The following is a 26,218-nucleotide window of genomic DNA, read 5'->3' on the forward strand; positions in this document are numbered from 1 at the left end:
GATGCAAATCCAAGGACTTGTAAATCGCTTGCAGGCGCTGGGCGATACCGCGCCGGAACGGCTTTTCGCGCAGCTTGGCGAAAGCTCTCTGACCTTCGGCGAACTGGCGGAAGCAGCCAATGGCATTGCTGCGCGTCTGCACGAGCAGGGTCTGCGCAAAGGCGATCGGGTCGTGCTGATGATGGCCAACAGCGTGGCGTCGCTGGCAATGATCTACGGTCTTCTGCGCGGTGGCTTCGTCTGGGTGCCGGTCAATCCGGCTTTGGTCGGCGAGCCGCTTGCTCACGTCATCCGCACCACCCAGCCTAGCCGCATCATTTGTGATGCGGGGCTGGAAGCATCTATTCTTGCCTGCGGCAGCGCATCCGATATTCCAGTCGAAATCATTTCCGATCACGGTCTGCCAACGGCTGGCCCCGCGCTCGATGAACGGTTTCCCGAACCTGCCGATCTCGCGGCCATCATGTTTACCTCCGGCACCACCGGTCCGGCCAAAGGCGTTATGGTCAGCCACATGATGCTGGAACTGGCTGCTGAGGGTGTCGCGCTCTGTGCTGATCTCGTGCCCGGCGACAATCTGTTCATGTGGGAGCCATTCTACCATATCGGTGGTGCACAGGTGCTTCTGCTGCCGCTTATCCGCGATGTGCACCTGTCCATTGCCGAGCGCTTCAGCGCGTCAAAGTTCTGGCAGCAACTGGTTGAGACCGGCTGCACCCATATCCATCATCTCGGAGGCATCATCCAGATATTGCTCAAGCAGCCTGTCAGTGAATTCGAGCACCTTCACAAGGTGCGCATTGCCTGGGGAGGAGGCTGCGCGCCGGATGCCTGGCGCCCGTTCGAGGAACGTTTCGGCGTGCAAATCCGCGAATGCTACGGGATGACGGAATGCTCTAGCCTGACCACATGGAACAATGAATGGGTCGTCGGCTCCGTCGGTCGGCCCATGCCATGGTTCGAGATCGACCTTATCGATGAAACTGGACGGATATTGGGTCCTGGTGAGGGGCGCGGTGAGATCGTGGTGCGCACGTCGCTGCCGGGCGCAATCACGCGAGGCTATTACCGCAATCCTGAGGCAACTGAAAAGGCCATCCGTCCCACCGGCTTTCATACAGGAGATCTGGGGTCGTTGAACGCGGATGGAATGCTGCTCTTTCACGGACGCATGACGGATTCCGTGCGCTGCAAGGGCGAAAACGTCTCGGCGTTCGAGGTGGAAAGTGTCGCGGCAAGACATCCGGATGTTCTGGATGCCGCCATGGTGGGCGTACCTGCCGATATTGGCGAGCATGATATCCAGCTTTTCATCGAGCCGCGTGCCGGCACCAATCCTGATCCCGCTTCGATATGGGCGTGGATGGCAGAGCAATTGGCACCGCACCAGCGGCCACGTTACATCGTGCTGACAAAAGATATGCCGCGCACGCCCAGCCAACGTATCCAGAAACATCTGTTGCCAAAAGAGCCGGATAATCGCTGGGAAGCGACGTCTAGCCGCAAGGCCGACATAAATCAGGGGGCGAGATCATGAGCTGTGATGTGCTGATAACCGGGACTGGGATGTTCGCCGGACGCATTGCGCTGGATATTGCAGCGACGGCGAAAGAACCGATTAATGTCGTCATTGCAGGCAGAAACCGGACCCGCCTCGATTGGCTGCGCACAGCGGGTAACGCGCGCGCTGCGATGTTTGGCACAGCGGCCAGATTCTCCACGCAGGAGATAGATCTGCTTGAACCCTCCGCCAGTGCAGGCCTGCTTCGTCAATATGCACCTAAACTGGTCGTCCAGGCGGCGTCGATCCAGACCTCCACGGTGATTTCGGACAAAGGTTCACGATGGACCGATCTCGTTGCGAAGGGCGGATTGAGCGCGACTGCTGTCTTTCAGGCCGTTATCTCCGTGCGCATGGCGGCAGCGATCAGCGAGATCGCCCCGGACACGAAGTTGATAAATTGCTCCTTTCCCGATGTCGTCAACGGCATGATTGTCGGGCTGGGGCACCGCGTGTTGTGCGGCACCGGCAACGTCGCGATCCTGTCCAACATTTTTGCCGGTGCGCGTAACGCATTGCCCGATGGCAAGCTGCGTGTTTTGGCACACTATCAATGCCTCGCGCCGTGGCGGCTGCCATCCAGTGAGCGCTCGGGTCTGCCATCGCCGCGCGTCTTCATCGGTGATGAGGAGATACAGGATCCGTTCGAGGCTTTCGCATCGTGCAAGCTGACGCCCGAACCGGCAATCGAAATTTCGGGTGCATCAGGCGTGACGCTGATCTGCGCGCTGGTTGCAGGCAAACAGTGGGAAGGCCATGTGCCCGGCCCCAACGGTTTGCCCGGCGGTTATCCGGTTCGGTTGGAGAGCGGTGAACTGGTGCTGGATTTGCCGCAAGGATTGAGCGAACAAGACGCCATCGAATGGAATGAAGCCTTCGAGGAGAGAAAAGGTCTGACGGTGAGTGACGGCGCGGTTCACTATCACAACAGGCTGAAGGAGCTTTTGGAAGACGCCGGAACGCCACATGCGAAAGGATTTGCGCTTTCCGATCTCGAGCGTGTCTCGTCGGATTTGATCACGATGCGTGACCGGCTGATGAACCTTCCATCCGAAACGGAGTGAGAGGTTGCCAAGTCAAAGTGGCAACCTCGTTTGCAAGTTTCCTGCACCTTAGCGCTTGCCAGAGATGCGACCCACCTGCGCTTCATAGTCATAGCAATCGCTGATTTCCTTTGAGAGTTTTGCCTTTATGATGCGCTGGGTCGGCGTCTTTTCGAATGTATCGATAAAAGCGAGGTAGCGTGGAAGCTGGAAATAGGGCATCCGCTCCTTTGCCCAGGACAGCAGGCCCTCGTCGGTAATCAACGCGCCATCGGACCGTTTGACGAAGAGTTTGAGATCGTCGTCACCGAATTCGCCGGGCACGCCGATCAATGCGCATTCCTCGACCTCTTCATGGGCCTGAAAGACGCGTTCTACTTCCCAGGACGAGATGTTGACGCCGCGTCGGCGCACGCTGTCCTTTAGACGGCCCGCATAATAGAAATAGCCATTTTCGTCCTTGCGCATCAGGTCGCCGGTGGCGAACCAGCCGTCTGTCACCAGCTCGCTGACGGAATTCGGGCGGCCGTAATAGCCCTTAAACGCGAGTCCCGGGGTTTTCGGACGAATGAGCAGTTCTCCGACGTCAGGGTCTGCGTCGTCGCCGTCGTCATGCAAGCGCACATCGTAGAAAGGCAGCGCCACGCCGCAGGAACCGGCGGGGCCATCACGATTGATCGTCACAAAGGTAGTGGCTTCGGAAAGGCCGTAGCCTTCGTGCATGGGAATGCCGAAACGTTCAGTAAAGCGTTTCCAGACCTCCGCCGAACAACCCCCGCCCCAGGCAAGGCGAACCTTGTGCCGCTCTTCTGCCGGGTGTGGTGCCTGCGCAAGCAATATCTGGAGAACACCACCCAGATAGTGGATCAGCGTCACGCCGTTATCGGCGATTTGCGGCCAGAAGCGGGATGCGCTGAATCGGGAAATCATCACCAGTTTCAAAGGCTTCATCACTGCCGCGATCAGCACTGCAACACCCGCGCCGTGATAGAGCGGTTCCCAGTGCAACAGCACGTCGCCAACATCGGCATCGGTCAGCGCGATGATACCCAGCGGCCCGGCGCGAAGGCTCAGATCGCTCTTCAACACGCCCTTCGGCTCACCGGTGGTGCCGGAACTCGGTGTGATCGCAATGATCGTATCCGGCGTGACACCGACCTCAAGGTTCTCCGCACTCGCCGCTGCCGCGAGCGTGCTGAGTGCACAGCCTTCCGGTGTGGATGAATCGCGCCAGATGACCGTCAATGCCGGATATTTTTCCAGTATCGGTGCCAGCGCCGCCTTGTAGCTGACATCGGCAATCAATCCCTGTGGATCGAAGCGTTCGAAAATGAATTCAAGCGCCAGATCCTTCAAGTGGACGTTGACGGGAATGCGTACCAGCCCAGCCTTTGCCAGTCCGAAGATCACAGCTGCATATTCCGGGTCATTCGGCAGCATAACGGCGACGCGATCCCCGGTAGACAGCTGGGTCAGCAATCCGTTGGCGATACGGTTGGAGCGATCATGCATACGGCCAATCGTCCAGTCCTCACCCTCATAGGTGCAGTAAACGTGGTCTGGGTCCAGCGCCGCTCTGGCGGTCCACAATTCTGCAATCGTGGCTGTCGGCAGTTCCACATGGTCATCAACCGTTTTCAGGCTCGTCTTCGTCAGCATTGCGCACCTCAATTAATTGTAATGCAATTGCGTAAATTATATTTCGATTAAAATAACTCCGTCAAGAGTGGAAAACCGGTTGACAGGCAAGAAATGTCGATAAATAATTACGGTAATTGCAATGCAATTTTTACGTCTATGTTCAGGTTGCGAGCAATTCAACAAAACAGGCGTCCTCCGTCCCCCTATGTTTGGAGAGAAGTTGACATGGAACAGCAATCATCAGCCAAAAAAACCTCCGGTGCCCTTGAGGCATCGCGGCGAACATTCCTCAAGACTGCCGCGATTGGAGCGGGCGGAATACTTTTCGCACCATCCATCATGCGCACGGCCAGCGCTCAGGAGAAGACCATCGTCCTGCGCGTTTCCGGCGGCGCGCTGGCAGACGCCTACAAGAAATTCATCATCGATCCCTTCAAGGCCGCATCCGGTATCGAAGTCGTCATGGTGACCTCGGGTCAGGCCCCGCTCAACATGATCAAGGGCATGGTCGATACCAAGACCTATAGCTGGGACATGGCGGAGTTTGCAGAACTCTCGACCGTGACGCTCGGAGATCAATATCTCGAGCCGATCAACATGGATAACGACAAGAACGTATCGGCCATACCGGCCAATTTGCGCTCCAACATCTATGTGCCGCTTTATCTCTATCCCGGTATTTTCGGTTATAATACGGAGGCCTTTGCCGGTCGCGCCGCGCCGCAAAGCTGGGCCGATTTCTTCAATTTCGAGGATTTTCCTGGTCGGCGTTCTCTTCGTCGCGCAGCACTCGATACGCTGGAAGCGGCACTTCTGGCCGATGGCGTTTCCGGTGCCGACCTCTATCCGCTGGATGTCGACCGCGCTTTTGCCAAGCTCGACAAGGTCAAGAAGAACATCGACGTCTGGTGGGAAAACAGCCCGCAATCCACCCACGTCATTTCGAGCGGTGAAGTGGACATGGTCGCCACCTGGTCGCAACGGCTTCAGCCTGCCATCAACGAAGGTCTTCCGATCAAGCTCGTCTGGAACCAGGGCTATTACAACACCGCGGGTTGGGGCATGCTGCGTGGCACGCCAAAGGCCGATCTCTGCCGTGAGTTCATCAGCTTCTCGACGGATCCCGAGCGTCTTGCCCAATGGACACCGGCCTTGGCCGTTGGACCCGTCCATCCCAAGGCATTCGATTTCATGACGCCGGAAGCCGGTGCCGGTCTGCCCACCAACCCTGAAATCTTCAGCAAGCTGGTCAAGGTCGATCCGCAATTCTGGGCCAAGAATCGTGCTGCTATCGAAGCACGATTCGATGCATGGTTGCTGTCATGACCGCCGCCGCTTCCAAGGTCGCAGCCTTGTCCTACATCAAGGTCAGCCGTCCGCGGGAGAACGTCGCGCAGATCACGATCTCCCGACCGGAAAAGCGCAACGCGCTTGACCAGTCGGGCTGGTCTGATCTGGGCAAGGCCTTTCGTGAACTCGCCAATGATCGCTCTGTCAGAGCGGTCATACTGGCGGGAACGGATGGTTCGTTCTGCGCGGGTGACGATATTATGGCGTTTCGGGCGGTGCAGGCCGATCCGCTGGCGCGGCAGGTTTACTGGGACAGCATCATGGAAGCCTATGCTGCCGTGAGCGCCATACCGGTTCCGGTCATCGCTGCGGTCGATGGTCCATGCTATGGCGGTGGCTGTACGCTGGCACTGCGCTGTGATTTCCGAATTGTGGGAAGCAACGCTAGCTTCGCCATTCCTCCGGCGAAACTTGGACTGGTCTATCCTGCAGATGGCACGGCCCTGTTGGTCACAGCTGTCGGTGTCTCCACTGCGAAATATATGCTTTACTCCGGTAACCGGCTCGATGCGGCTCAGGCTGTGGAGAGCGGGCTGGCATTCGGTCTCGGCACCGATACAAGCGATGTCATTGGTTCGGCGCTCAGCCTTGCGGAAGAGTTTACCGGTAACGCGCCGCTTGCCATCGAAGCATCGAAAATCGCCTGTGACGCCATCGCGATTGGCCAGTTGACCGCAGTCCAAGGCAAGATACGCGCTCTGTCGGAGCGTGCTGATCGCAGCAATGACTACAAGGAAGGCGCGGCCGCATTTGCCGCCAAGCGACCACCCGTTTTCACGGGCACCTGAATTGCGAGACGAAAGCCATGAACATGAACGTGTCCAATACCCAAATACATGCGTCTGCCGCATCGGATAATCCCCTCAAGCTGCGCGCGCAGAAGCTCAGCAAGCACTATGGTCCCGTTGTCGCCCTCGATAATGTTTCCATCGAAGTTCGCGCTGGCGAATTCGTCAGTCTGCTCGGCCCATCCGGTTCCGGCAAGACAACGCTTCTCACCCTGATCGCCGGTCTTGCCACACCGGATGGTGGCCAATTGTGGATTGATGAGCGCGAAGCGACCTATCTGCCGATCCAGAAGCGCGATCTGGGCATGGTGTTCCAGAATTATGCGCTTTTCCCGCATCTATCTGTAGCAGAAAACATCGCCTTTCCGCTCCGCATGCGCCATGTTCCAGAGGCCGAAATCCGTGTTCAGGTTCGCCAGGCCTTGGAAACCATCCGCCTTGGCCACGTAGCCGACCGGTTGCCGCAGGCGCTGTCGGGTGGTCAACAGCAGCGTGTCGCTTTGGCCCGCTGCCTCGTCTACAAGCCTTCGATCATCCTAATGGACGAACCGCTCGGCGCGCTGGATCGCAATCTGCGTGAAGAAATGCAGTATGAAATCAAGGAACTGCATCGCCAGCTGGGCACCACCATCATCTATGTGACGCACGATCAGGATGAGGCCATGACCATGTCCGACCGCGTCTGCCTGATGCAGAGCGGAGGCATTGTTCAGCTCGGTGCACCGCAGGAACTCTATTTCCATCCACGCACGCAGTTCGCCGCAAGCTTTCTCGGCGATAGCAACTTTATGGATGGAGTCCTGCTGGGTTACGAAGGCGAGGTCGCTGTTATCGAGGCGGCTGATGGCAGCAAGTTCCGCGCGCCGAAATCGCTCGATAATCTGACGCCCGGAACATCCGTCCAAATCATGTTCCGCCCGGAACACGTCACCATTTCCGGCAAGGCGGCACCGGAGCAGGACAATGTTGTCTCGGCAACGGTTCGAGATACCGTTCTGGTTGGTGGCACGCGTCGCATCTTCTTCGATGGTCCGGCCTCGACGCCGATTTCCATGAGTTGCCTGTCGCAGTTCTTTACCGAAGGTGTGGAGCGTGGAAGCGCTTTGTCTCTTTCCTTCCCGGTGTCTTTCACACGGTATTTTCCAAAGGGTGAGAGCAAATGAGCGTCATGGATATTGCCGCCGTGGAGGGCGGTGCCCCTTCGACCAACTGGTTTGCACGCAATCGCAGCTGGTTGCTGTTGCTGGTACCGGCAATGGTGTTCCTGCTGCTGCTTTTCGCCGTGCCTGTCCTACACATTCTGCGCCTCAGTTTCGTAGACGGCAAAACGGGTGAACTGACGCTTGCCAATTACGCACAGATATTTTCGGCCTCGGTCTATCTGGACTCGCTCTGGATCACCTTCAAGCTCGGCCTCATTACCACCGTGATCTGCGTTGTCGGCGGTTATCCCGTCGCCTATCTTCTCACCTCCAGTTCAAACAGTGTCAGTCGCAAACTTCTCGTGCTCGTCATGCTGCCGTTCTGGACCAGCTTCCTCGTTCGCGGTTTCGCATGGATGATCCTTCTGGGTCGTACCGGTGCCGTAAACAGCATATTGAAAAGCCTTGGCCTCATCGATGCGCCCTTGCAGCTTATCTACAATTTCAACGGCGCGCTGATCGGCATGGTTCACTCGCTGATGCCGCTTTTCATCATCGCGGCAGCGCCGACCATGGCGCGTATCGATCGCAACCTTTCCAATGCCGCCGCAACCATGGGCGCAAGCCACTCGCAGGCATTCTGGAAGATCTATTTCCCGCTGTCCGTGCCGGGCGTCGCCGCCGGTGCCATCCTCGTCTTCATCACCTCCATCGGCTTCTTCCTGACGCCGACATTGCTGGGCGGTCGTGGGGAAACGGTCATCAGCCGCATCATCATCCGTGAGGTGGAAGAGGGGCTGGATTGGGGCTTTGCCGGAGCGCTTTCGGTTCTTTTGCTGGCAACCGCTGGCCTGCTCTTTCTGGCTTACGACAGGGTTGTCGGCATTTCCAATCTGGCTGGCGAGAGCAAGAACAAATCCGCCGGTGTGTCACGCTTCTGGGCCGCTGCACTTGAGGTGCCGGCCCGTGCTGGAACGGCGGTGGAGAAGTTCTTTGGCAACATCTTTCCGGCTCGCGCAGATCGTCCAAACCGTGCATGGGCCAAAGCGCCGGTCTGGTTCGTGGCCGTGCTGGTGCTGGTGTTTCTCGTCTTGCCGATTTTCGTGGTGATCCCGGTTTCCTTGCAGCAACAGAAATATCTGACGTGGCCACCAAAGCTGTTTTCATTCCAATGGTATGAAGGCTTCTTCAACTCCACCCTCTGGCTGCGGGCGCTCAGCAACTCGGTCATCGTCGGTATCGGCGCATCCCTGGTCGCGACCATCGTCGGTTCGCTTGCAGCAATCGGCTTGGCCAGCGAGGGCGTGAAGGGTCGTTCGGCCTGGCTGTTGCTGCTCATCCTCCCGCTCATCGTACCCCATGTGATCTTCGCGGTCGGCCTGTTCTATGTCTTTGCGCCCTTGGGTCTGATCGGATCAAAAGGCGCATTGATGCTCGGTCATGCCGTCATCGCTCTGCCCTATGTCGTCATTACCGTGATGGCCGTGGTCAAGAACTATGATCGCAGACTGACGCAAGCCGCATGGACCATGGGAGCTTCGCCCTGGAAAACCTTCTGGCGCATCCAGTTTCCGTTGGTCAGGGCTGGCATGCTGGCAGCGTTCCTCTTCGCCTTCGTCACCTCCTTCGATGACTTGACCATCTCGCTGTTCGTCACCGCTGGCATGTCGGCGACCTTGCCGAAGGAAATGTGGAGCGCGGCCACCATGCAGGTCGATCCTCAACTGTCCGCGGTCTCGACCATCGTCCTGCTGATCGTACTGTCCATCATGGCGGTCGGGGCTTTCCTGCAGGCCCGCAGCAGCCGCAAGTTCGAAGGCTGAGACCATGGTGGAAATCACAGACGCTTACGTTCCAACGCCCCATCAACCGGGGCGCTGGAATGTGTTTGGTGCGCTGAGACCGAAATATTTCGATTCCGATGCACCATTCATACGCCAGATGTCGGGTACGGTTCTGTCCTACGGCGATATGGAACAGGCGACCGAAAGGTTTGCCGGTGCACTTCAGTCCAAGGCCATCGGCAAGGGAGATGTCGTCGCTGTTCTGCTGGACAAGTCTCCAGAAGGTCTGATGCTTTATCTGGCTCTGGCAAGGATCGGGGCGGTTTTCCTGCCTGTCCACTCGGGACTGACGGATACGGAAATAACCCACATCTTTCAGGATGCAAAGCCGAAGCTTTCCATCTGTGATCCACGGTTCGAGGCGCTGGTCACACCTTTGCTTCCGCAACCGCCCCTCACACTCGATATCAGCGGGCAAGGCAGCTTCACGGATGAAGCCGCAACCGCCGCGCCATTGGCCACGCTTGCGGATTGTGACCACGAACACCCAAATGCGCTGGTCTACACATCCGGCACGACAGGAAAACCAAAAGGCGCATGGATTGGATGCGGCCAAGTGGTGTGGAATATATCCGCCGTCCGAGATGTGTGGGACATCAGCTCCGAAGACGTTCTGCTGCACCTCAATCTCATGGCCTTCGGCATTTTCGCCACCCTGCTTCCCATCTACGCAGCCGGGGCATCGATCATGTTCCTGCCGGGATCGGATATTGATGGCATCGTCGCGGCAATTTCGCAGGCGACCATGCTGGCGACGGTTCCGACCGTCTACAAGCGCCTGCTCGATGCGCCCGAATTCACGCTGGAGCGCATTCGCAACATGCGCCTTTTCATTACCGGCTCGGCACCGATGCGCCCAGATTTGTTCGAGGCCTTTCACGAGCGGACCGGTCACGCGCTGCTCGACCGTTATGGCATGACTGAGGCGCTTCTGATCACCTCCAATCGTGCGGGCGAGGCACGCCTCGCTGAAAACAGTGGCTATCCTCTACCGGGCAGCGACATCCGTCTGGTTCAGGAGGACGGGCAGGCGACGCCGGAGGGGCAGGTGGGAATGATTCAAATCCGCCAGCCCATGCCATTCCGGCAATATCTGAATGCGCCGGACAAAACTGTTGCCAGCTTCACCGATGATGGCTGGATGATCACCGGTGACTTCGGCAGGCTGGATGCTGCGGGTCGGCTGACCGTGCTGGGGCGTGGCAGCGAACTCATCGTTACCGGTGGGCTGAATGTCTACCCCAAGGAAGTCGAGGAACTCGTCAACACATTGCCGGGCGTTTCGGAGACGGCGGTCATCGGTCTGCCGCATCCGGAATATGGGGAAGTCGTCGTTGCGGTCATCGAAACGGCAGAGCCGCAGGTTCTGCCCGAACCCGCCGAAATGCGCCGATTGCTTCGCCACTCGCTTGCCGGTTATAAGGTGCCCAAGCATTTTGAAATCGTCGCCAAATTCCCGCGTAACGCTTTGGGCAAGATCAAGAAAAGCGAGTTGCGAAACCAGTATATTAAGCATTTCGAGAATGCCTGAGCGTGTTGAACATGCTTGCGGTTCGGTTGTTTTGATGATTTTAGAGACGTGCTTACAATGAAGGTAGAGACGATGGCGGAAGGGGATGTTCAGGTTCCGATTGACGACCGATTGTTCGTAGGGTCGGTGCAGAAGGCCATGCTCGTCATGGAAGCGTTCGACCAGAACAATCGCATGCTGTCCATTTCGGAAATCGCCGAACGAACCGGCTTGGGTCGCAGTGCGGCCCAACGCTTCGCCTACACATTCGAAAAGATCGGCTATCTCAGACGTGATCCGGAATCGCGCAAATTCGGTCTGTCAAACCGCGTCCTGCGCTTCGTTCAGGGCGTTCTTTCCGCCAACAGCGCACTGGAATCCTCGTTCCATCTCCTGACGCAGCTGGCCGAAAAGACGGAAGAAACCGTTTCCTGGGTGGAGCTGGACGGCGAAGACATCGTCGTGATGAGCAGTGTCCCAAGCCCGCATCGGTCTGCCATCACATTGCCGGTGGGATCGCGTTATCCCACGCTGTCGTCATCATCGGGGCAGGTCTTTCTGGCGCATGCCTCGGATGACGAGGTCAAGATGATCTTCGACAAGGCCTTGCCCAGCTCTCACAAGCGTATCGACAATATCGGCTTTGAAGAGTTTCGCGAGCAACTCGCTATCGTCAAGGAGCAGGGCTACGCCTTAACCGAGAAAGACCTCGATCTCGGTTCACTCTCCGCTTCCGTGCCCGTTTACAATTATCGTGGCAAAGTTATCGCCACGATCAATCTGTCTGCGTTGCGAGTTCGCCATTCCACTGACTCCGTCAAGGATCGCCTCGTGCCGTTGCTCAACGAAACCGCCAGAACCGTATCGTCCCTGATCGTTTCTTAAGGCGGAGTCGGACGGCTAAGGTTCGCTCCAGAATGTAAGAGTTTACTTGCCCCGCAGGGCGTGGCTGATCTCTCCTGTGTGTTTTTCAAAACGGCATTAATTCCATATTTGCATCAACATAGTCATAAAGCTCACGAGATTTGCGCTTTGCGGCTTGGTATGGTGCCGCTAACGCATGAAGTTCATCATTCAATGCCTTGAGGTAAACGCCGTGACCGCTACTTCCCTTATGTCTCCAGACGACATCCGTTCTGATTTTTCTCTGGCCATGTCGGCCATGTATCGCGATGAAGTGCCGGCTTACGGTACGCTGATGGCACTGGTTGCCAAGGTGAACAACGCAACGCTTGCAGCCGACCAGCATTTGAAAGAACGGCTGGAAGCCACGGATACGTTGGAGCGCATTTCGGAAGAGCGCCACGGCGCGATCCGGCTTGGTACGCCGCAGGAACTGCACATGATGCGCCGCGTCTTTGCTGTGATGGGCATGTATCCGGTCGGTTATTATGATCTCTCCACCGCTGGCGTTCCCGTTCACTCTACGGCGTTTCGCCCGGTTGGCGAAAAGAGCCTCAACCGCAATCCTTTCCGCGTTTTTACTTCGCTGCTCCGGCTCGATCTGATCGCCGATGAAGCTTTGCGCGCTGAAGCTGCGACGGTTCTTGCGTCACGCAAGATTTTTACCGATGCGGCGGTCGCTTTGGTGGAAAAAGCAGAGAAAGATGGCGGTCTCGATGCTGCCGATGCGTCGCGTTTCATTCAGGAGGTGCTGGAAACCTTCCGTTGGCATGACAAGGCCATCGTCGATGTGCAGATGTACAAGCGGCTGCATGATGCGCATCGGTTGATTGCCGATGTGGTGTCGTTCAAAGGCCCTCACATCAACCATTTGACCCCGCGTACGCTGGACATCGACAAGGTTCAAACGCTGATGCCGGAAGAGGGCATCGCGCCGAAGGCCGTGGTCGAGGGGCCGCCGACACGCGCATGTCCAATTCTTCTGCGCCAGACTTCGTTCAAGGCGCTGGAAGAGGCCGTATCTTTCATCGGGACAGATGGCACATGGCAGGAAGGCTCGCATACGGCCCGTTTCGGCGAAATCGAACAGCGCGGTGTGGCGCTGACACCAAAGGGGCGGGCGCTTTACGATGCTTTGCTCAACGAGACTCGTGCACGTGTGCGCCCTACCGCCGATGGCTCCAATTCCGATGCTTATGAAGCCGCATTGGCGGATGTTTTCAAAGCCTTCCCGGATGACTGGAATTCCATTCGCAAGGCGGGACTTGGCTATTTCAGCTATTCCCTGACGGATGAAGGCAAGGCTGCGAGTATATCAGCGCTTGGTCTGGAAGACGCGATCGATCAGGGCTATGTCCGCTTCGATCCTATCGTCTATGAAGACTTCCTGCCGGTCAGCGCTGCGGGCATCTTCCAGTCGAACCTTGGTGACGAGGTTGCGCAGGAATTCATCGCCAGCCCAAATCAGGTCATGTTCGAGCGCGATCTCGGGGCGGGGGTGCTGGATGAATTCCAGCATTATGCGGGCATCGAACGCGCTTCGCTTGAGGCATGCCTCTCAGTCGTCCGCAGTTCCGCTGCTGCGGAGTGAGTGCTGAGATGATGGAGCCTCGGCATATCGATGCGCTTAAGAACATTCTCGGCGATAAGGGCCTGCTGACTGCGGCGTCCGACATGGTCGCCTACGAGACAGGTGCCCGTTACGATCAGGGCCGTGCAGCCTTTGTTGCACGCCCTGCCTCCACGACAGATGTGTCGGCCATCGTTTCCTATTGCGTGAAGAATGGGATCGCTCTCGTGCCCCAATCCGGCAATACGGGGCTGGTGTCGGGATCGACCCCGGATGGCTCCGGGCAGCAGGGCATTCTCAGTCTCGACCGCCTGACTGCACCTTATGAGCTAGACCGCATCAATCGCACCGTCAAGGCCGGTGCCGGGTTGAGGCTTTCGGACCTCAACGCAAAACTCGAGGCAAGCGGCCTGTTCTTCCCAATCGATCTCGGGGCCGATCCGCGTCTCGGCGGCATGATCGCCACCAATACTGGCGGGTCCCGCTTTCTGCGCTATGGCGATGTTCGCCGCAACACGCTCGGCCTTACCGTCGTGCTGGCCGATGAGGCTGGAACGGTGCTGGACCTGTCCTCCGGGCTGCGCAAGAACAATACCGGCATAGACTGGAAACAGGTTTTCATCGGCACGTCCGGCGCCTTTGGCATCGTGACGGAATGCGTGCTCAATCTGGAACCCGCACCACGCCAGAGCGCAACTGCGCTGCTGGTTCCTTCTTCGCCCGAGCAGGTGCCGGAACTTCTAATCGCGATGGAAGAGGCGCTCGGCAGCTATCTCTCCGCCTTCGAAGGCATGTCGGGCAACGCGGTGCGCGCAGCACTGGATCATGTGCCATCGCTGCGCAATCCGTTCCAGAATGGAGCCGTGCCGGATTTCGTCATCCTTGCGGAAATCTCCCGCTCCAACGCTCTACGCGAGGGTGAGCAGCCTCTGGATGCCGTGCTGGAAGAGGTTCTGGGTGCGATCTGGGAACGCGACGATGCGCCGCTTGCCGATGCTTTCGTCGGCCCGCCGCATGAAATCTGGGCGCTGCGCCACGCGCTCTCAGAAGGCGTGAAGCACATGGGACGGCTGATAGCGTTCGATCTGTCCTTCCGGCGCGGCGATATCATGCGCTTCCTTGAGCGGATGAAGCTGGAGATGCCGCAGGCTTTTCCGGGCGTCACGATCTGCGACTTCGGCCACATTGGCGATGGCGGCGTGCACTTCAATCTCGTGGTCGCGAAAGATGATCAGAGACTGGCGGACACTGGCTTCGAACATTCTCTCAGAGAGTGGGTGTTCAAGATCGCCGTCGAGGATTTTGGCGGAAGTTTCAGCGCCGAGCACGCGCTTGGCCGCAAGAACCAGAGTTTCTACGACAAATACACGCCGCAAGAGGTTCGCCGCTTGGCGGCTGGTTTGAAGGCGATGACGTCGCCTGCACCGCTTGGAACTGTCAACTTCTAGCGGCACGGCCGCCCAATCGAGTAAAGCTCATGAATGTGCAAACGAAAATCGAAAATGCTGCGTTTCGGCCTGCCTTGCGGATCGCCTCAATCGGTGTATCAAAAATTTTGCAGATAGGCGCACGCGCCGCTGCGATGAAGCGTGATGGCCTGCCGATCATCATTCTGGGAGCGGGTGAGCCGGATTTCGATACGCCTGAAAACGTCAAGCAAGCCGCCAAGGCAGCCATCGACCGCGGCGAGACGAAATACACCGCCCTCGATGGCTCGCCGGAATTGAAAAAGGCAATCGCAGGAAAATTCCGCCGCGAGAACCGCGTCGATTACGCTCTGGACGAAATCACGGTTGGAACGGGTGCCAAGCAAATCCTGTTCAATGCTTTCATGGCCAGCATCGATCCGGGCGATGAGGTCATCATTCCTACACCCTATTGGACCTCTTATTCAGATATCGTGGAAATCTGCGGCGGGGTGCCGGTGTTGATCCCTTGTGACGCCGAGGCAGGGTTTCGACTGAAGGCGGATCAGCTGGAAAAAGCGATCACACCGAAGACGCGCTGGGTGTTGCTCAATTCACCATCCAATCCGTCAGGCGCTGCTTATAGCGCCGCGGACTACAGACCGCTTCTCGATGTTCTGTTGCAGCATCCGCATGTCTGGCTGATGGTCGATGATATGTATGAGCATATCGTCTATGACGATTTCGACTTCGTCACCCCGGTCGCGCTGGAGCCGGCTTTGAAGGAGCGGACGCTGACGATCAACGGTGTTTCCAAAGCCTATGCTATGACAGGCTGGCGCATCGGTTATGCTGGCGGGCCAAAAGCTCTGATCAAGGCCATGGCGGTGATCCAGAGCCAGGCCACCTCTTGCCCCTCCTCGGTCGGTCAGGCAGCCTCCATCGAAGCGCTGAACGGGCCGCAGGATTTTCTGAAAGAGCGTCGGACGAGCTTTCAGGCGCGGCGCGATCTCGTGGTTTCTGCACTGAATGCCATCGACGGCATCGATTGCCGTGTTCCGGAAGGTTCCTTTTACACTTTCGCAGGCTGCAAGGGCCTCATCGGCAAGATGACACCGAAAGGCAAACGGATCGAAGCAGACAGCGATTTCACCGATTATCTTTTGGAAGAGGCGCACGTTGCCGTTGTTCCCGGTTCGGCCTTTGGCCTCTCCCCATATTTCCGCATTTCCTATGCGACATCAGAAGCGGAGTTGAAGGAAGCCATGGCCAGAATTGCAAAGGCATGCCGACAACTCTTTTAAGGCTTCCGGTGCTTGCTTCACGTTGACTGAATTGCCATGGTCGTTTCGGATCGGCCTTTATGAAGCCGCCGGTCCGTTCGTCATGCGGTGATCCAGCGTGTTCACGGCACAGGCCACGAAACTTACATTTACTCAACTTTACAGGTCGTTTACAGCGCTTAACGTTTGGCTCTCTATGGATGGTGATCATTGTCTATAGGGAGCCTTGCCTTGCTGACCATTGATCGGGAAACATCCTCCAGACCACGCACCTTCCACCTTTATCGTCGCGTTTCACTCCTGCTTGTGACGTCGATGCTCACGGGATGTGTCGTCGGCCCCGATTATCAAAAACCGTCTCTTTCGATGCCCGCAAAGTGGAGTTCGAAGGATAAGTCACCTGTCAAAGCGCCACAGTTACATGAGTGGTGGAAACGGCTCGATGATCCCGTGCTGGACGATCTTGTCGCCCGGGCCGTGCAGGACAATCTGGATGTGGCGGTTGCGAAAGCGAAAATTCGCGAGGCGCGTGCGACGACGCGAGAGCAGGTCGGAGGGCTATTCCCCACCGTCTCGTCTTCAGCTTCTGCGACCCGTGCCAAAACCGCAGCCAGCACCGATCAAAGCGCCTCGACATCAAGCCAATTTCAGGCGGGATTCGACTCGAGTTGGGAACTCGACTTGTTTGGCAAAAACAGGCGCGGGATCGAAGCGGCCAGATTTGGCGAGCAGGCCACCGAAGAAGCCTTGCAAGATACTCTGGTGACTCTGATTGGCGATGTTGCGGCCTATTACGTTCAGGCGCGGGAATATCAGGAGTTGGTTGATCTGGCTGAACGATCATCGAGATCACAGCGCCAAACGGTACAGTTGACGAAGAAACTGCTGGACGAAGGCTACGCGACCATGGGGGATGTTACCAAGGCCGAAGCGCAAGCCGCTTATACGGAAGCAGATATCCCTTCCTATAAAATTTCCTACGCGCAGTATGTGCATCGGGTGAGTGTGCTCACGGGTCAGCCGCCATCGGCGCTCGATGCCGTCTTGGGAAAGAAGCGCAAGATACCGTCACCACCTGCATCGACCTCGACGGGAATACCGGCCGATATTCTGGTCAACAGACCGGATATTCGTGAGGCAGAGCGCGAACTGGCGCAATACACGGCACGAATCGGTCAGGCGCAGGCCAACCGATATCCTTCTATTTCGCTATCCGGGTCCATCGATACGTCGGGCGGGAGTTTGAGCGATATCGGTAGGAAATCGACAATCGGCTGGTCGATAGGTCCAAGCATCAACATACCGCTATTCCAAGGTGGCAAGTTACAGGCTGCCGTCGATGTCGCGAAGGCGCAGCGCGACCAATACTATTTTGCCTATCAATCCGCTGTCCTGTCCGCCATGGAAGACGTTCAAAACGCCATCGTAGCAGTCAATCAGTCCAGAATTCGTCAGTCGAGGCTTGCCGTTTCGGCGCAGCGATATCGACACACTTTACAGGTTTCGACCGAACTGAACAAAACGGGCGATAGCGACCTCTTCAGTCTGCTGGACACGGAACGGTCGCTTTACTCGGTCGAAGAGGATTTGATCGAAACACGGTCCGATGTCGCGACCTACTACATCTCGCTTAACAAAGCGCTTGGCGGTGGCTGGAGTCGTGAGATCGATTCATCCAAGCCTGCGGTTACAGATGTCCGTGAAGGGCCACATCTGGCAAGCGCCAGGTAGGCGTTGATCCGAGCTAAGGGCGCGAAGTCTATTTCTTCGCGAGGGCGATTTCTGTGTTTCGCACTTCGAGCAAGTGATCAGGCCGCTCTGCCGGAGCCGCTTTGCACAGGGTGATATAATGCAGGGCCTGCTGCCTGACCGCGTCGGCATGACCTTCTTGCGCGGTGAGATAATCCTTTTCCGAATTGAGCACAATCGAGATGGGATCTGCTCCAAGCTGGAAACTCGTTCGGCCCATTTCGACGGTTTCCTTCGACGTCGCCACCAGCTTTCGCTGGGCGGCGATATTGGCGCCGTCTTTATTGTACGCAGCCAGGGCCTTTTCGATATCGGTGATGCCGGTCAATACGGCTGCACGCCAAGCACCACGCGCTTCTTCAAGCTTCGCATTCGCATTGGCGAGGTTTGACTTGTTCTTTCCACCATCAAAGAGTGGCGCGCTCAAAGCGGCGGAAATCAGCCAAACATTGACGTGGCCCGTCTCGAGGATCTGCGTCGGAGTCAGATAGCCGGATAGATCGAGGCTAGGATAGAAGGCAGCTTTGGCAACCCCAACGCTTTCTGCTGCCGAGGCGAAATTGCTTTCTGCCATTCTGACATCTGGACGGTTACGGATAACATTTGCCGGAACACCGGTGCCGATCCTGTAACGTGCCACCGGTTGCCCAGTGGAGCGTGCGACATCCGCTTTGACGTGGCTGACCGAGTCTCCAACCTGTTCGGCAAGGGTTGCAATGGATGAATCAAGCTGAACTTCGAGCGAAGGTAGAGTCGCCTCAGCCTGGGCGACAAGCTGCCGTCCATTCACGACCTGTATTTTCGAAGCGTTGCCTGCATCGAGACTGTCGTCCACCGATTTCAGGTTCTTCTCTCGGTTGGCCACGGTAGAACGGGCTATCGCAATTCGCGCCTGATAATATCGTATATCAACATAGGCTGACGCGATTGCAGAAACGAGATTATCCTCGGTCTGGTCTCTTGATGACAAAGCTGACGCCAAATCTGCTTCTGCAGCGCGTTTCTTTGCACGTACACCGCCGAAGAGATCGACCGTCCAGTCCGTGGACAAGGTGCTGTATTTGCTGCTTTGCGAAGTGCCGAAGCCGTATTTATCGCCTCGCGCAACACCAGCGCCTGTGGAGAGGGATGGGAAGAGGCTGGAATTCCCCAGGCCGACATTCGCTTTCGCCTGATCGACCTTTGCTGTCGCCTGCTGAAGTTGCGGGCTTTGGGCAAGCCCCTTCTCGATGTAGCGCGATAGCGCCTTGTCATCGAAAGCCGCCCACCAGTTTTTCTGAATGGATCGCGCTTTGGTCTCCGATGCTGCATAGGCGAATTTACTTGGTGTCTCGATCTGTGGCGGCGCAACCGCGACATTCGTGCAGCCCGCCAGCACGCAGACAAGTGCGCTACTGATCAGCAGCCTCATGCCATGTGCACGAAGATGAGAGCCGATATTGAAATATGAGAAGGCCGAAAAAGACGGCGGGCTTTTTGCAAGCGATGACGGAATGTCACGATGATGTTCGAGAAGCCTCGGCTCAATGTCAGCGTTTTGCATTTAATCTGTTACCCGATTGCCGCGACTATGAAGTAGGCGGTGGGCCGCACTGTTTTTCAGCAGGCGCCAAAACATTCCAAACTGGAGCGCCAAAAAGTTTGCGCCAGCCAGCAACCCGACGAAGCGTGGTGTCGTCAACTCTAAGAAAAGAGGCGGCAGAGCGAGGAGTGTCGCCAACAGCGCCAATGCCGCGGTGATGATTTTCGGTGATACAGGGTACATCTTGCCGCTGCTTTTCACGTCTTTTGCCGGGTGCAGATATGTCACGCGCTCAAACCTCCAGTGGTTCAATAAAGCGACGACCGACTCAAGCCCCACGAGTGACCAGCTGGGGGAGCTCTTGGCACTCGTAGGGCTCTCTGGCGATCAGAGCCAGCCGCAGGCTTTTAACGGATGGGGGGCGGGCACCCTTTCCCGTGTCAAAGTCGGCTCATCGCAAGCTATTCGAGCCAACGTTAAGTGCGGTCAGGAGATTGTAAAGTTAGGTAAATCCTCGGACGTATTGTGCCTGGATACTAAGTTCAGCCGCAGACCTGCCGGGTGCTACACACTCTCCACCCGCTTCAGCCGGGACGTATATTGAAACCGGTCTGCCGGATGAACGCTGACGGTCACCTCTGCAAGATCGTTGCCTGCAAAGTAATAGCGGCGTGTTATTTCCAGAGCGGGGTGGCCTGCTAAAGCCTGGAGTTTCTCGGCTGTCTCGGTTGTAATTGCGGATGCGGACAATGTCTGCTCGATTTCCACGACACGCCGTCCCGATACTTCCTCGATGATTTCTGAATAGGCACCGGGGTAATCCCGAACCCGCTCCTTCAGCGCTTCTGTATATCGCGCGTCTATATAGACCTCGGTGTAACAGATAGGTGGCTTGGACATATCCGTAGGGTCACGTCTTAGATGGGAGACGCGCAACCATCTGCTGCCAGCACGAACATCCAGCTTTTTTGCCAGAACGTCATCCGCAACAATATCGACAATGTCCAGAATCGTTCGGCGAGTTTTGGCTGCATATTGAACGAGAGCATCGATGGTTTCGATTGTCTGCGCGTATCCACCACTGCTGCCGACCGGGCGAATGGAATCGACGCGCGTGCCTAAAGACGGGCGGCGGCTGACCATTCCCAGCTGTTGCAGCTCGGACAATGCCGCCCGCACGGTCGAGCGGCTGACGCCAAGTTCTTCCGCCAGAGCAGGCTCACTCGGCAGTGTCGAGCCAAGCGGGTAAACGCCATCGGCTACGCGTTCTGTGAGTGTTCTCGCCACCTGCTCGTATCGCTTCTTCATGATCGCTCCTGCAGATCGATTGACATTGTTCGTACAATATGTTTTGTTCGAACAAAAGGGAGGAATGCTTATGTCCAGCACTGTATTCGATTCATTGCTATTCCGGGATATGTTCGGAACGGAAGCAATGCGCAACGTTTTTTCCGACACATCGCTCGTTGGCCGCTATCTGGAAGCAGAGGCTGCGCTTGCGCGGGCGCAGGCCAAACTCGGCGCCATTCCAGCCGAAGCCGGTGCCAAGATCGACGCCGCCTCACGCGCGATCGAGATCGATTACGACCGCCTTCGTCACGAAACGGAAATCGTTGGATATCCAATCCTCCCGCTGGTGCATCAATTGGCTGACGCCGCCGGTGATGCAGGTGGTTATGTGCACTGGGGTGCGACCACCCAGGATATCATGGACACCGCCAATATCCTTCAGATCCGTGCCGCGCTGGATATCATCGATGCGGACATCGAGGCGTTGCGCGGCATTCTCGTCGGCTTGGCCAAGAAATACCGTGATACGCCAATGGCGGGCCGCACGCATCTTCAGCAGGCGCTTCCCGTTACTTTCGGTTACAAGGTTGCTGTATGGCTGGCGCCACTCGACAGACATGCCGAGCGCTTGCAGCAGCTTCGCAGCCGTGTGCTTTTCGGTGAATTCGCCGGTGCCGCTGGAACGCTTGCCTCCATCGGCAAGGGCGGTCTCGAAATGCAGGCCGAGTTCTGCAATGAACTCGATCTGGCGCAACCACCAGCCACATGGCACGTTGCCCGTGACGGTATCGCGGAAGTCGTGACATTCCTTGGTCTGGTAACCGGCTCGCTGGCAAAGATCGCCACTGATGTCATGATGATGATGTCGACCGAATTCGGCGAAGTTTCGGAACCTTTCGTTCCGGGCCGTGGCGCATCGTCCACCATGCCGCAGAAGCGCAATCCGATTTCGAGCGAGCTCATTCTCGCCGCGGCCAAATCTGTTCGCCAGCAGGTCGCGACGATGCTCGACGGCATGATCCACGATTTCGAACGTGCGACCGGCCCTTGGCATCTCGAGTGGATCGCTGTTCCAGAAAGCTTTATTCTCACCGCTTCAGCCCTGGCAAACGCCAGATATATGCTCGATGGTCTCGTGGTCCATGAGGCACGCATGCGCGAGAACCTCAATCTGACCAAGGGTCTGATCGTCGCCGAAGCGGTGATGATGGCAGCAGCTCCAAAGCTGGGGCGTCAACACGCGCATGACGTGGTTTACGAAGCCTGCCGCAAGGCAATCGAAGGCGGCGGCATGCTTGCCGACCTGCTCAAGGAAAACGCCGAAGTGGTATCAGCGCTTGGCGGAGCTGAAGCGATCGATCGTGCTTGTGATCCGGCAAACTATCTCGGCCTGAGTGGTGAGATGGTTGATCGCGCCGTCGACGGTCGCTGATTTCAGCACATCAAGGGTGCTGCTTTCCGCTGCACCCTTCATCCATTAAAATTTACAGTGCGCATGCCGGGAGGGTATTGCGCGGGAGGACACTCATGACTGATGTTTCGCATCCGCATGCTGGTACAGCATCGCCCAAACCAAAACCTGCGCTGTGGCGTGGGCTCGGCTTCCAGGTCGTTATCGGCATGGTGCTGGGCATTCTCGTCGGGCTTATCTGGCCAGAATTCGGCGCATCTCTGAAGCTGCTCGGCGACATCTTTCTGCGCCTGATCAAGACCGCAGTTGCACCCCTTGTTTTCTTGACGGTTGTCGCGGGTATCGCTGCTGCCGGTGACTTCAAACGCGTCGGAAAAGTCGGCCTGATCGCGACGGTCTATTTCGAGATCATCTCGACGATCGCAATCGTGTTCGGCCTCGCCGCTGCCTATCTCTTCGACGTCGGTATTGGCATGGGCCAGACAACAGCTTCTGCGGGCGCAGCCAAGGGTGCTGCCGACGCGGCACAGAAAGCGGCAGACTCGCACACGACGTTCAGCCAGTTTTTCCTCAATGTTTTCCCTGACAATTTCATGGGAGCTTTTGCCAAGGGTGAGCTTCTTCAGGTCCTCGTCATCGCCATCATTTTCGGTGCTGCCTTGCTGTCTCTGAAGCCCGCGAAACGCGCACCAATCGAAAGCGGTCTGGCAACAATCTCCACGGCATTCTTCGAATTCATTCATCTCATCATGAAGCTTGCGCCTATCGGCACCTTCGGCGCCGTCGCTTATGCCGTTGGCGCCAACGGCACGGACGTCCTGATTGCGCTGGCCTGGCTCGTCCTGAGTTTCTACCTGACGATCATCGCCTTTATTGCGATAGTGTTGGGAACCGTCTGCGCCATCTTCAAGATCAACCTCCTTGGTCTGCTGCGCTATATCAAAGACGAGATCATCGTCGTTCTTGGCACGGCCTCGTCCGAAAGCGTCTTGCCGAAACTGCTTGAGAAGCTTCCCGGCTACGGCGCATCCAAGCAGACGGTCGGTCTGGTGATGCCCACGGGCTATGCTTTCAATCTCGATGGCACGTCCATCTACATGGGTATGGGTGTTGTCTTCTTGAGCCATGCCTATGGCATCAGCATAAGCTGGACGCAGCTGGGCACACTGATGGCCATCATGCTGCTGACATCCAAAGGTGCGGCAACCGTATCCGGTGGCACCTTCGTTGTCTTCGCCGCCACTGTTACCGCATCCGGCTTCATACCCGTCGAAGGCCTAGCCTTGCTATTTGGCGTATACCGCTTCATGTCCATGGCGGTCGCGACCTGCAACGTCGTCGGCAACTGCGTGGCGACTGTGGTGACTGCCAAGCTGTGCAACGAGTTCGATCCAGCGAAAGCCGAACTGGCCAACCGCGATCCAAAGGCCGCCGAAGAGCAGATCGTGCGCGAATTCGAAGTCGACCTCCCTCAGACGGCCTGATGGTATCAACAATCAGCATCAGCGCACCACGCCTGTTTCAGGCGTGGTGCTTATTTGTTTGTGACATGTGATGGAGTGATCGGTTCACAGGTGAACCGCGAGTGCATTGTCATAAAGCGAGCAGAAGTCGGCAGCCACTTCGGCTGCTATGGACGCGATCAGCGGTGAGAGGCGGGACGACGGATTTTCCAGATAGACGGCAAAATAGTCCGTTGCCGGAAACGGGTGGCGGACATTCAGCACTTTGAGCGTGCCGAGCCTGAGTTCATTCTGGATGACGATGGGCGGCAAAACTGAAATGCCGATGCCTGCCGCCACCATGCTGATCGTCGTCGCAAGCGAGTTGGAGTAGTGCACCACGCCCTGCCCGAAGGAGTTGGTCGGCAGATATTCGACCATACGCTTGTAGGCCTGCGTTCCGACTTCGTAGGAAATGATCGGGTGCAGCATCAGGTCGGCGCGGCTCATATTGTCTTCGTCGGCGGGGAAAGCGCTGTTGGCAATCCAAAACATGCCGAGCGTGCAGAGATCAACGATCCGGTATTTTTCCACCTGCGTGCCGTGGAAACCCAGAATGATATCCAGTTCCCGCTTTTCCAGTTTGGAAAGAATTGTCTGCGACGCGTCCGTGGTCACAGCCACGCGGACGCGCGGGAACCGTTGCCGGAGCGTTTCCATGATGCCGGGAAGGATAGCCAGCGCCATTGAGGGAACGAGACCGATGCGGATGGTGCCCTCTAGTGTTTCCGGCGGAGCAACGTCAGAGACCAGGCGATTGTAGCGGGTGATGATATCCCGTGCGCCCGAGACGAAAGCGCGCCCTTCACGCGTCAGATGCACATCGCGCGTATCGCGCTCGAAAAGCCGGATGCCGAGTTCCTGTTCCATGGCCGAAATTCGGTTGGAAATAGCGGCTGGTGTGATGTTCATGCGGTCGGCTGTGACGCGAAAACTTCTCAGTTCGGCAAGCCAGACTACTGTCTCCAGAAAACGAATATTCATTGCGTGAAAGCGCCCCACCGTTTTTCGACAAAATCGTGCGAAGTGGCGCAAGAATTGTCGGAAGCTGCTGTTTTTTACAGACTATGTTCCCAGTCACCACGTTACACCGCAGGGGCAATATGACAACGTCGGGTCGGTAGAGTTTGTGAAATCGTCGTAACGATGCGGCCCGGACGATATGCCCGGACCGCATCGTTGAAAATCATCAGGCAAGCTTTGCCAGAACCTTGGCGCTGGCACCGGTCATGTCACCGAGTTTCTGCACTTTGTCGCGAACGCTGGCTTCGCGCTTCTTGCCGGTTTCCTGACGTTTTAGTGCCTCTTCGGAAACAGCCCGCACCTCATCACGCGGAATAACCAGCACGCCGCTCTCATCGGCAAGGATTGCGTCCCCCGGCATGACGACGGCACCGCCGCAGCTGACGGGAATGTTGAAGCCGCCACCGAGATCGTAAAGCCGGGTTGTGATGGGCGAGAGGCCACGCGACCACATTGGAAAATCGGAATCCTGAATTTCGGTGAGATCGGTGCACGGACCATCCACAATCCCGGCAACCGCTCCGGCCGCCTTGGCCGCAACGGTTACCCCACCACCCCAGCAGGCATATTTGTCGTCGCCCAAGCGGTCCACAACGAGAATATCCCCCGGTCGCAACTGCCCGGTGGCGTGGTGCAACAGCGTGGAATCCGGGCCTGCGATGGCCAGCGTGACCGCGGTGCCCACCACGCGACGACCGGGAAGCAGCGGCTGGATCTGGCGATCCATGAAGCCGAGCAGACGCCAGTGGCCTACGGTTGCCGTCTCCACACCACTCAAGAGATCAAGGTCTTCCTGTGGAACCTGTTCCGGCATGTCCTTGATGACGTACATGATCGAACCTCCTTTAAGCGCAGGCCAGACGGCGATGCTGGGTCATGGGGATGAGATTGCGGACCCGCGCAATTTCCTTTGTATCGATGCGGGCTGTGACGTAACCGACCGGATCCGACGCGCGGGCAATCGTGTGGCCCCAGGGGTCGCAGACCAGCGAGTGGCCGTAGCAGGCCCGCTTTTCACCATTGACGGTGACGCTGCCGGTCTGGCCGCAGGCAACGAAATAGGTTTGCGTTTCGATGGCGCGTGCGCGGGCCAGAACTTCCCAATGGTCCTTGCCGGTTTGAAGCGTGAAAGCGGCGGGCAGCACGATGATGTCGCAGCCTGCTTTTTCCAATTGCAGGAAGAGTTCGAAAAAGCGGATGTCATAGCAGATCGCGCAACCCACCTTCATGCCGTCTATCTCATAGGTGACGATGTCTTCGCCCGGCTTGACGGTTGCCGATTCCTTATAGGCCGTACCATCGGGTGCGACGATGTCGAACATATGTATCTTGCGATAGGCTGCGACTTGCTTGCCCTCGCGGTCGAACACGAAGCTGGTGTTGTAGATACGGTTCTCACCCTCGACCTTTTCCATGATGGTGCCAGCATGGACGAACACCTTGTTCTCGCGGGCGAAGTTCTGCGCCATGGTGTAGGCGGCTCCACCGGCGGGTTCGGCAAGCGCCAGTTTTTCTTCTGTCGTTGTGCCATAAACCTCGAAATACTCCGGCAGAACGATGAGGTCCGGCTGGTCGGCTTTAAGCGCTTCCGTCATCAGGTCGCGGGTGATCTTCAGGTTGGCGTCGCGGTCTTTTTGTGGGTTGGTCTGGATAAGGCTGATTTTCATGGATTTCCCTCCG

The 26,218-nt window shown here is 57.2% G+C and carries 21 protein-coding genes; 14 read left to right on the plus strand and 7 right to left on the minus strand.

Annotated features, from left to right (window positions below):
• Window position 1: 1 nt before the first annotated feature.
• Window positions 2-1,537: a class I adenylate-forming enzyme family protein gene (locus ABUK73_RS18855; protein WP_353578639.1), complete on the plus strand. Its 1,536-nt coding sequence runs from the start codon at window positions 2-4 to the stop codon at window positions 1,535-1,537.
• Window positions 1,534-2,625, plus strand: a complete 1,092-nt coding sequence (locus tag ABUK73_RS18860; protein ID WP_353578640.1) for a hypothetical protein — start codon at window positions 1,534-1,536, stop codon at window positions 2,623-2,625. Before ABUK73_RS18855 ends, ABUK73_RS18860 begins: the two co-directional genes overlap by 4 nt.
• Window positions 2,626-2,673: 48 nt before the next feature.
• On the opposite strand, the gene ABUK73_RS18865 is transcribed toward ABUK73_RS18860, so the two are convergent.
• Complete coding sequence (locus ABUK73_RS18865) at window positions 2,674-4,263, minus strand: AMP-binding protein (protein WP_353578641.1); 1,590 nt, start codon at window positions 4,261-4,263, stop codon at window positions 2,674-2,676.
• Window positions 4,264-4,470: 207 nt separating this feature from the next.
• Here ABUK73_RS18865 and ABUK73_RS18870 point away from each other — a divergent pair, with 207 nt between their 5' ends.
• From ABUK73_RS18870 to ABUK73_RS18915, 10 genes are all read left to right on the plus strand, one after another.
• Window positions 4,471-5,571 (plus strand): ABC transporter substrate-binding protein, encoded by a 1,101-nt coding sequence (locus ABUK73_RS18870; RefSeq protein WP_353578642.1) that lies wholly within the window; start codon window positions 4,471-4,473, stop codon window positions 5,569-5,571.
• Entirely contained in the window at window positions 5,568-6,383 is an 816-nt protein-coding gene (locus ABUK73_RS18875; protein WP_353578643.1) for an enoyl-CoA hydratase/isomerase family protein, read from the plus strand. The genes ABUK73_RS18870 and ABUK73_RS18875 overlap by 4 nt, the downstream gene beginning before the upstream one ends.
• 17 nt (window positions 6,384-6,400) lie before the next feature.
• A complete protein-coding gene (locus ABUK73_RS18880) occupies window positions 6,401-7,546 on the plus strand; it encodes an ABC transporter ATP-binding protein (protein ID WP_353578644.1) in 1,146 nt (381 codons plus the stop codon).
• Window positions 7,543-9,348 carry an ABC transporter permease subunit gene (locus ABUK73_RS18885; protein WP_353578645.1) on the plus strand — a complete coding sequence of 602 codons (1,806 nt, stop codon included), beginning with the start codon at window positions 7,543-7,545 and terminating at the stop codon, window positions 9,346-9,348. Before ABUK73_RS18880 ends, ABUK73_RS18885 begins: the two co-directional genes overlap by 4 nt.
• A 4-nt stretch (window positions 9,349-9,352) precedes the next feature.
• The gene (locus ABUK73_RS18890) at window positions 9,353-10,900 is read left to right on the plus strand and encodes an AMP-binding protein (protein WP_353578646.1); all 1,548 of its coding nucleotides are present in this window, start codon (window positions 9,353-9,355) and stop codon (window positions 10,898-10,900) included.
• Window positions 10,901-10,957: 57 nt separating this feature from the next.
• The gene (locus ABUK73_RS18895; protein ID WP_353578647.1) at window positions 10,958-11,764 is read left to right on the plus strand and encodes an IclR family transcriptional regulator; all 807 of its coding nucleotides are present in this window, start codon (window positions 10,958-10,960) and stop codon (window positions 11,762-11,764) included.
• Between the two features lie 211 nt (window positions 11,765-11,975).
• On the plus strand, window positions 11,976-13,373 hold the full coding sequence (gene hglS / locus ABUK73_RS18900; protein WP_353578648.1) for a 2-oxoadipate dioxygenase/decarboxylase HglS: 1,398 nt from the start codon (window positions 11,976-11,978) through the stop codon (window positions 13,371-13,373).
• A gap of 8 nt (window positions 13,374-13,381) precedes the next feature.
• Window positions 13,382-14,800, plus strand: coding sequence for an FAD-binding oxidoreductase (locus ABUK73_RS18905; RefSeq protein ID WP_353578649.1), 1,419 nt, complete (start codon window positions 13,382-13,384; stop codon window positions 14,798-14,800).
• Window positions 14,801-14,829: 29 nt separating this feature from the next.
• On the plus strand, window positions 14,830-16,062 hold the full coding sequence (locus tag ABUK73_RS18910) for a pyridoxal phosphate-dependent aminotransferase (protein ID WP_353578650.1): 1,233 nt from the start codon (window positions 14,830-14,832) through the stop codon (window positions 16,060-16,062).
• 294 nt (window positions 16,063-16,356) lie between these two features.
• Window positions 16,357-17,772, plus strand: coding sequence for an efflux transporter outer membrane subunit (locus ABUK73_RS18915; protein WP_454892396.1), 1,416 nt, complete (start codon window positions 16,357-16,359; stop codon window positions 17,770-17,772).
• Between the two features lie 28 nt (window positions 17,773-17,800).
• Here ABUK73_RS18915 and ABUK73_RS18920 read toward each other — a convergent pair whose 3' ends face one another.
• The 3 genes from ABUK73_RS18920 to ABUK73_RS18930 all read right to left on the minus strand — a co-directional run bounded on the left by ABUK73_RS18920 (window position 17,801) and on the right by ABUK73_RS18930 (window position 20,620).
• Window positions 17,801-19,333, minus strand: a complete 1,533-nt coding sequence (locus ABUK73_RS18920) for an efflux transporter outer membrane subunit (RefSeq protein ID WP_353578652.1) — start codon at window positions 19,331-19,333, stop codon at window positions 17,801-17,803.
• Window positions 19,334-19,600: a hypothetical protein gene (locus ABUK73_RS18925; protein WP_353578653.1), complete on the minus strand. Its 267-nt coding sequence runs from the start codon at window positions 19,598-19,600 to the stop codon at window positions 19,334-19,336. It lies immediately after the preceding gene.
• A 276-nt stretch (window positions 19,601-19,876) separates the two neighbouring features.
• The gene (locus ABUK73_RS18930) at window positions 19,877-20,620 is read right to left on the minus strand and encodes a GntR family transcriptional regulator (protein ID WP_353578654.1); all 744 of its coding nucleotides are present in this window, start codon (window positions 20,618-20,620) and stop codon (window positions 19,877-19,879) included.
• A 70-nt stretch (window positions 20,621-20,690) separates the two neighbouring features.
• Between ABUK73_RS18930 and pcaB the strand changes: the two genes are divergently transcribed.
• The gene (gene pcaB / locus ABUK73_RS18935) at window positions 20,691-22,034 is read left to right on the plus strand and encodes a 3-carboxy-cis,cis-muconate cycloisomerase (RefSeq protein WP_353578655.1); all 1,344 of its coding nucleotides are present in this window, start codon (window positions 20,691-20,693) and stop codon (window positions 22,032-22,034) included.
• 95 nt (window positions 22,035-22,129) lie between these two features.
• The gene (locus tag ABUK73_RS18940; RefSeq protein ID WP_353578656.1) at window positions 22,130-23,497 is read left to right on the plus strand and encodes a cation:dicarboxylate symporter family transporter; all 1,368 of its coding nucleotides are present in this window, start codon (window positions 22,130-22,132) and stop codon (window positions 23,495-23,497) included.
• Window positions 23,498-23,581: 84 nt separating this feature from the next.
• On the opposite strand, the gene ABUK73_RS18945 is transcribed toward ABUK73_RS18940, so the two are convergent.
• The 3 genes from ABUK73_RS18945 to ABUK73_RS18955 form a co-directional block, all read right to left on the minus strand.
• Window positions 23,582-24,499: a LysR family transcriptional regulator gene (locus tag ABUK73_RS18945; RefSeq protein ID WP_353578657.1), complete on the minus strand. Its 918-nt coding sequence runs from the start codon at window positions 24,497-24,499 to the stop codon at window positions 23,582-23,584.
• Between the two features lie 205 nt (window positions 24,500-24,704).
• Complete coding sequence (locus tag ABUK73_RS18950; protein WP_284774407.1) at window positions 24,705-25,370, minus strand: RraA family protein; 666 nt, start codon at window positions 25,368-25,370, stop codon at window positions 24,705-24,707.
• 13 nt (window positions 25,371-25,383) lie between these two features.
• Window positions 25,384-26,205 (minus strand): carbon-nitrogen hydrolase family protein, encoded by an 822-nt coding sequence (locus tag ABUK73_RS18955; RefSeq protein ID WP_353578658.1) that lies wholly within the window; start codon window positions 26,203-26,205, stop codon window positions 25,384-25,386.
• Between the last annotated feature and the right edge of the window lie 13 nt (window positions 26,206-26,218).

Source organism: Agrobacterium vacciniicorymbosi (genome assembly GCF_040427045.1).
In the GTDB taxonomy this organism is placed as follows: Bacteria; Pseudomonadota; Alphaproteobacteria; order Rhizobiales; family Rhizobiaceae; genus Agrobacterium.

Coding starts and splice junctions, on each gene's coding strand:
- ABUK73_RS18855 (WP_353578639.1), top strand. CDS start 2: ATGCAAATCCAAGGACTTGTAAATCGCTTGCAGGCGCTGGGCGATACC.
- ABUK73_RS18860 (WP_353578640.1), top strand. CDS start 1,534: ATGAGCTGTGATGTGCTGATAACCGGGACTGGGATGTTCGCCGGACGC.
- ABUK73_RS18865 (WP_353578641.1), bottom strand. CDS start 4,263: ATGCTGACGAAGACGAGCCTGAAAACGGTTGATGACCATGTGGAACTG.
- ABUK73_RS18870 (WP_353578642.1), top strand. CDS start 4,471: ATGGAACAGCAATCATCAGCCAAAAAAACCTCCGGTGCCCTTGAGGCA.
- ABUK73_RS18875 (WP_353578643.1), top strand. CDS start 5,568: ATGACCGCCGCCGCTTCCAAGGTCGCAGCCTTGTCCTACATCAAGGTC.
- ABUK73_RS18880 (WP_353578644.1), top strand. CDS start 6,401: ATGAACATGAACGTGTCCAATACCCAAATACATGCGTCTGCCGCATCG.
- ABUK73_RS18885 (WP_353578645.1), top strand. CDS start 7,543: ATGAGCGTCATGGATATTGCCGCCGTGGAGGGCGGTGCCCCTTCGACC.
- ABUK73_RS18890 (WP_353578646.1), top strand. CDS start 9,353: ATGGTGGAAATCACAGACGCTTACGTTCCAACGCCCCATCAACCGGGG.
- ABUK73_RS18895 (WP_353578647.1), top strand. CDS start 10,958: ATGAAGGTAGAGACGATGGCGGAAGGGGATGTTCAGGTTCCGATTGAC.
- ABUK73_RS18905 (WP_353578649.1), top strand. CDS start 13,382: ATGATGGAGCCTCGGCATATCGATGCGCTTAAGAACATTCTCGGCGAT.
- ABUK73_RS18910 (WP_353578650.1), top strand. CDS start 14,830: ATGAATGTGCAAACGAAAATCGAAAATGCTGCGTTTCGGCCTGCCTTG.
- ABUK73_RS18915 (WP_454892396.1), top strand. CDS start 16,357: ATGCTCACGGGATGTGTCGTCGGCCCCGATTATCAAAAACCGTCTCTT.
- ABUK73_RS18920 (WP_353578652.1), bottom strand. CDS start 19,333: ATGCAAAACGCTGACATTGAGCCGAGGCTTCTCGAACATCATCGTGAC.
- ABUK73_RS18930 (WP_353578654.1), bottom strand. CDS start 20,620: ATGAAGAAGCGATACGAGCAGGTGGCGAGAACACTCACAGAACGCGTA.
- pcaB (WP_353578655.1), top strand. CDS start 20,691: ATGTCCAGCACTGTATTCGATTCATTGCTATTCCGGGATATGTTCGGA.
- ABUK73_RS18940 (WP_353578656.1), top strand. CDS start 22,130: ATGACTGATGTTTCGCATCCGCATGCTGGTACAGCATCGCCCAAACCA.
- ABUK73_RS18945 (WP_353578657.1), bottom strand. CDS start 24,499: ATGAATATTCGTTTTCTGGAGACAGTAGTCTGGCTTGCCGAACTGAGA.
- ABUK73_RS18950 (WP_284774407.1), bottom strand. CDS start 25,370: ATGTACGTCATCAAGGACATGCCGGAACAGGTTCCACAGGAAGACCTT.
- ABUK73_RS18955 (WP_353578658.1), bottom strand. CDS start 26,205: ATGAAAATCAGCCTTATCCAGACCAACCCACAAAAAGACCGCGACGCC.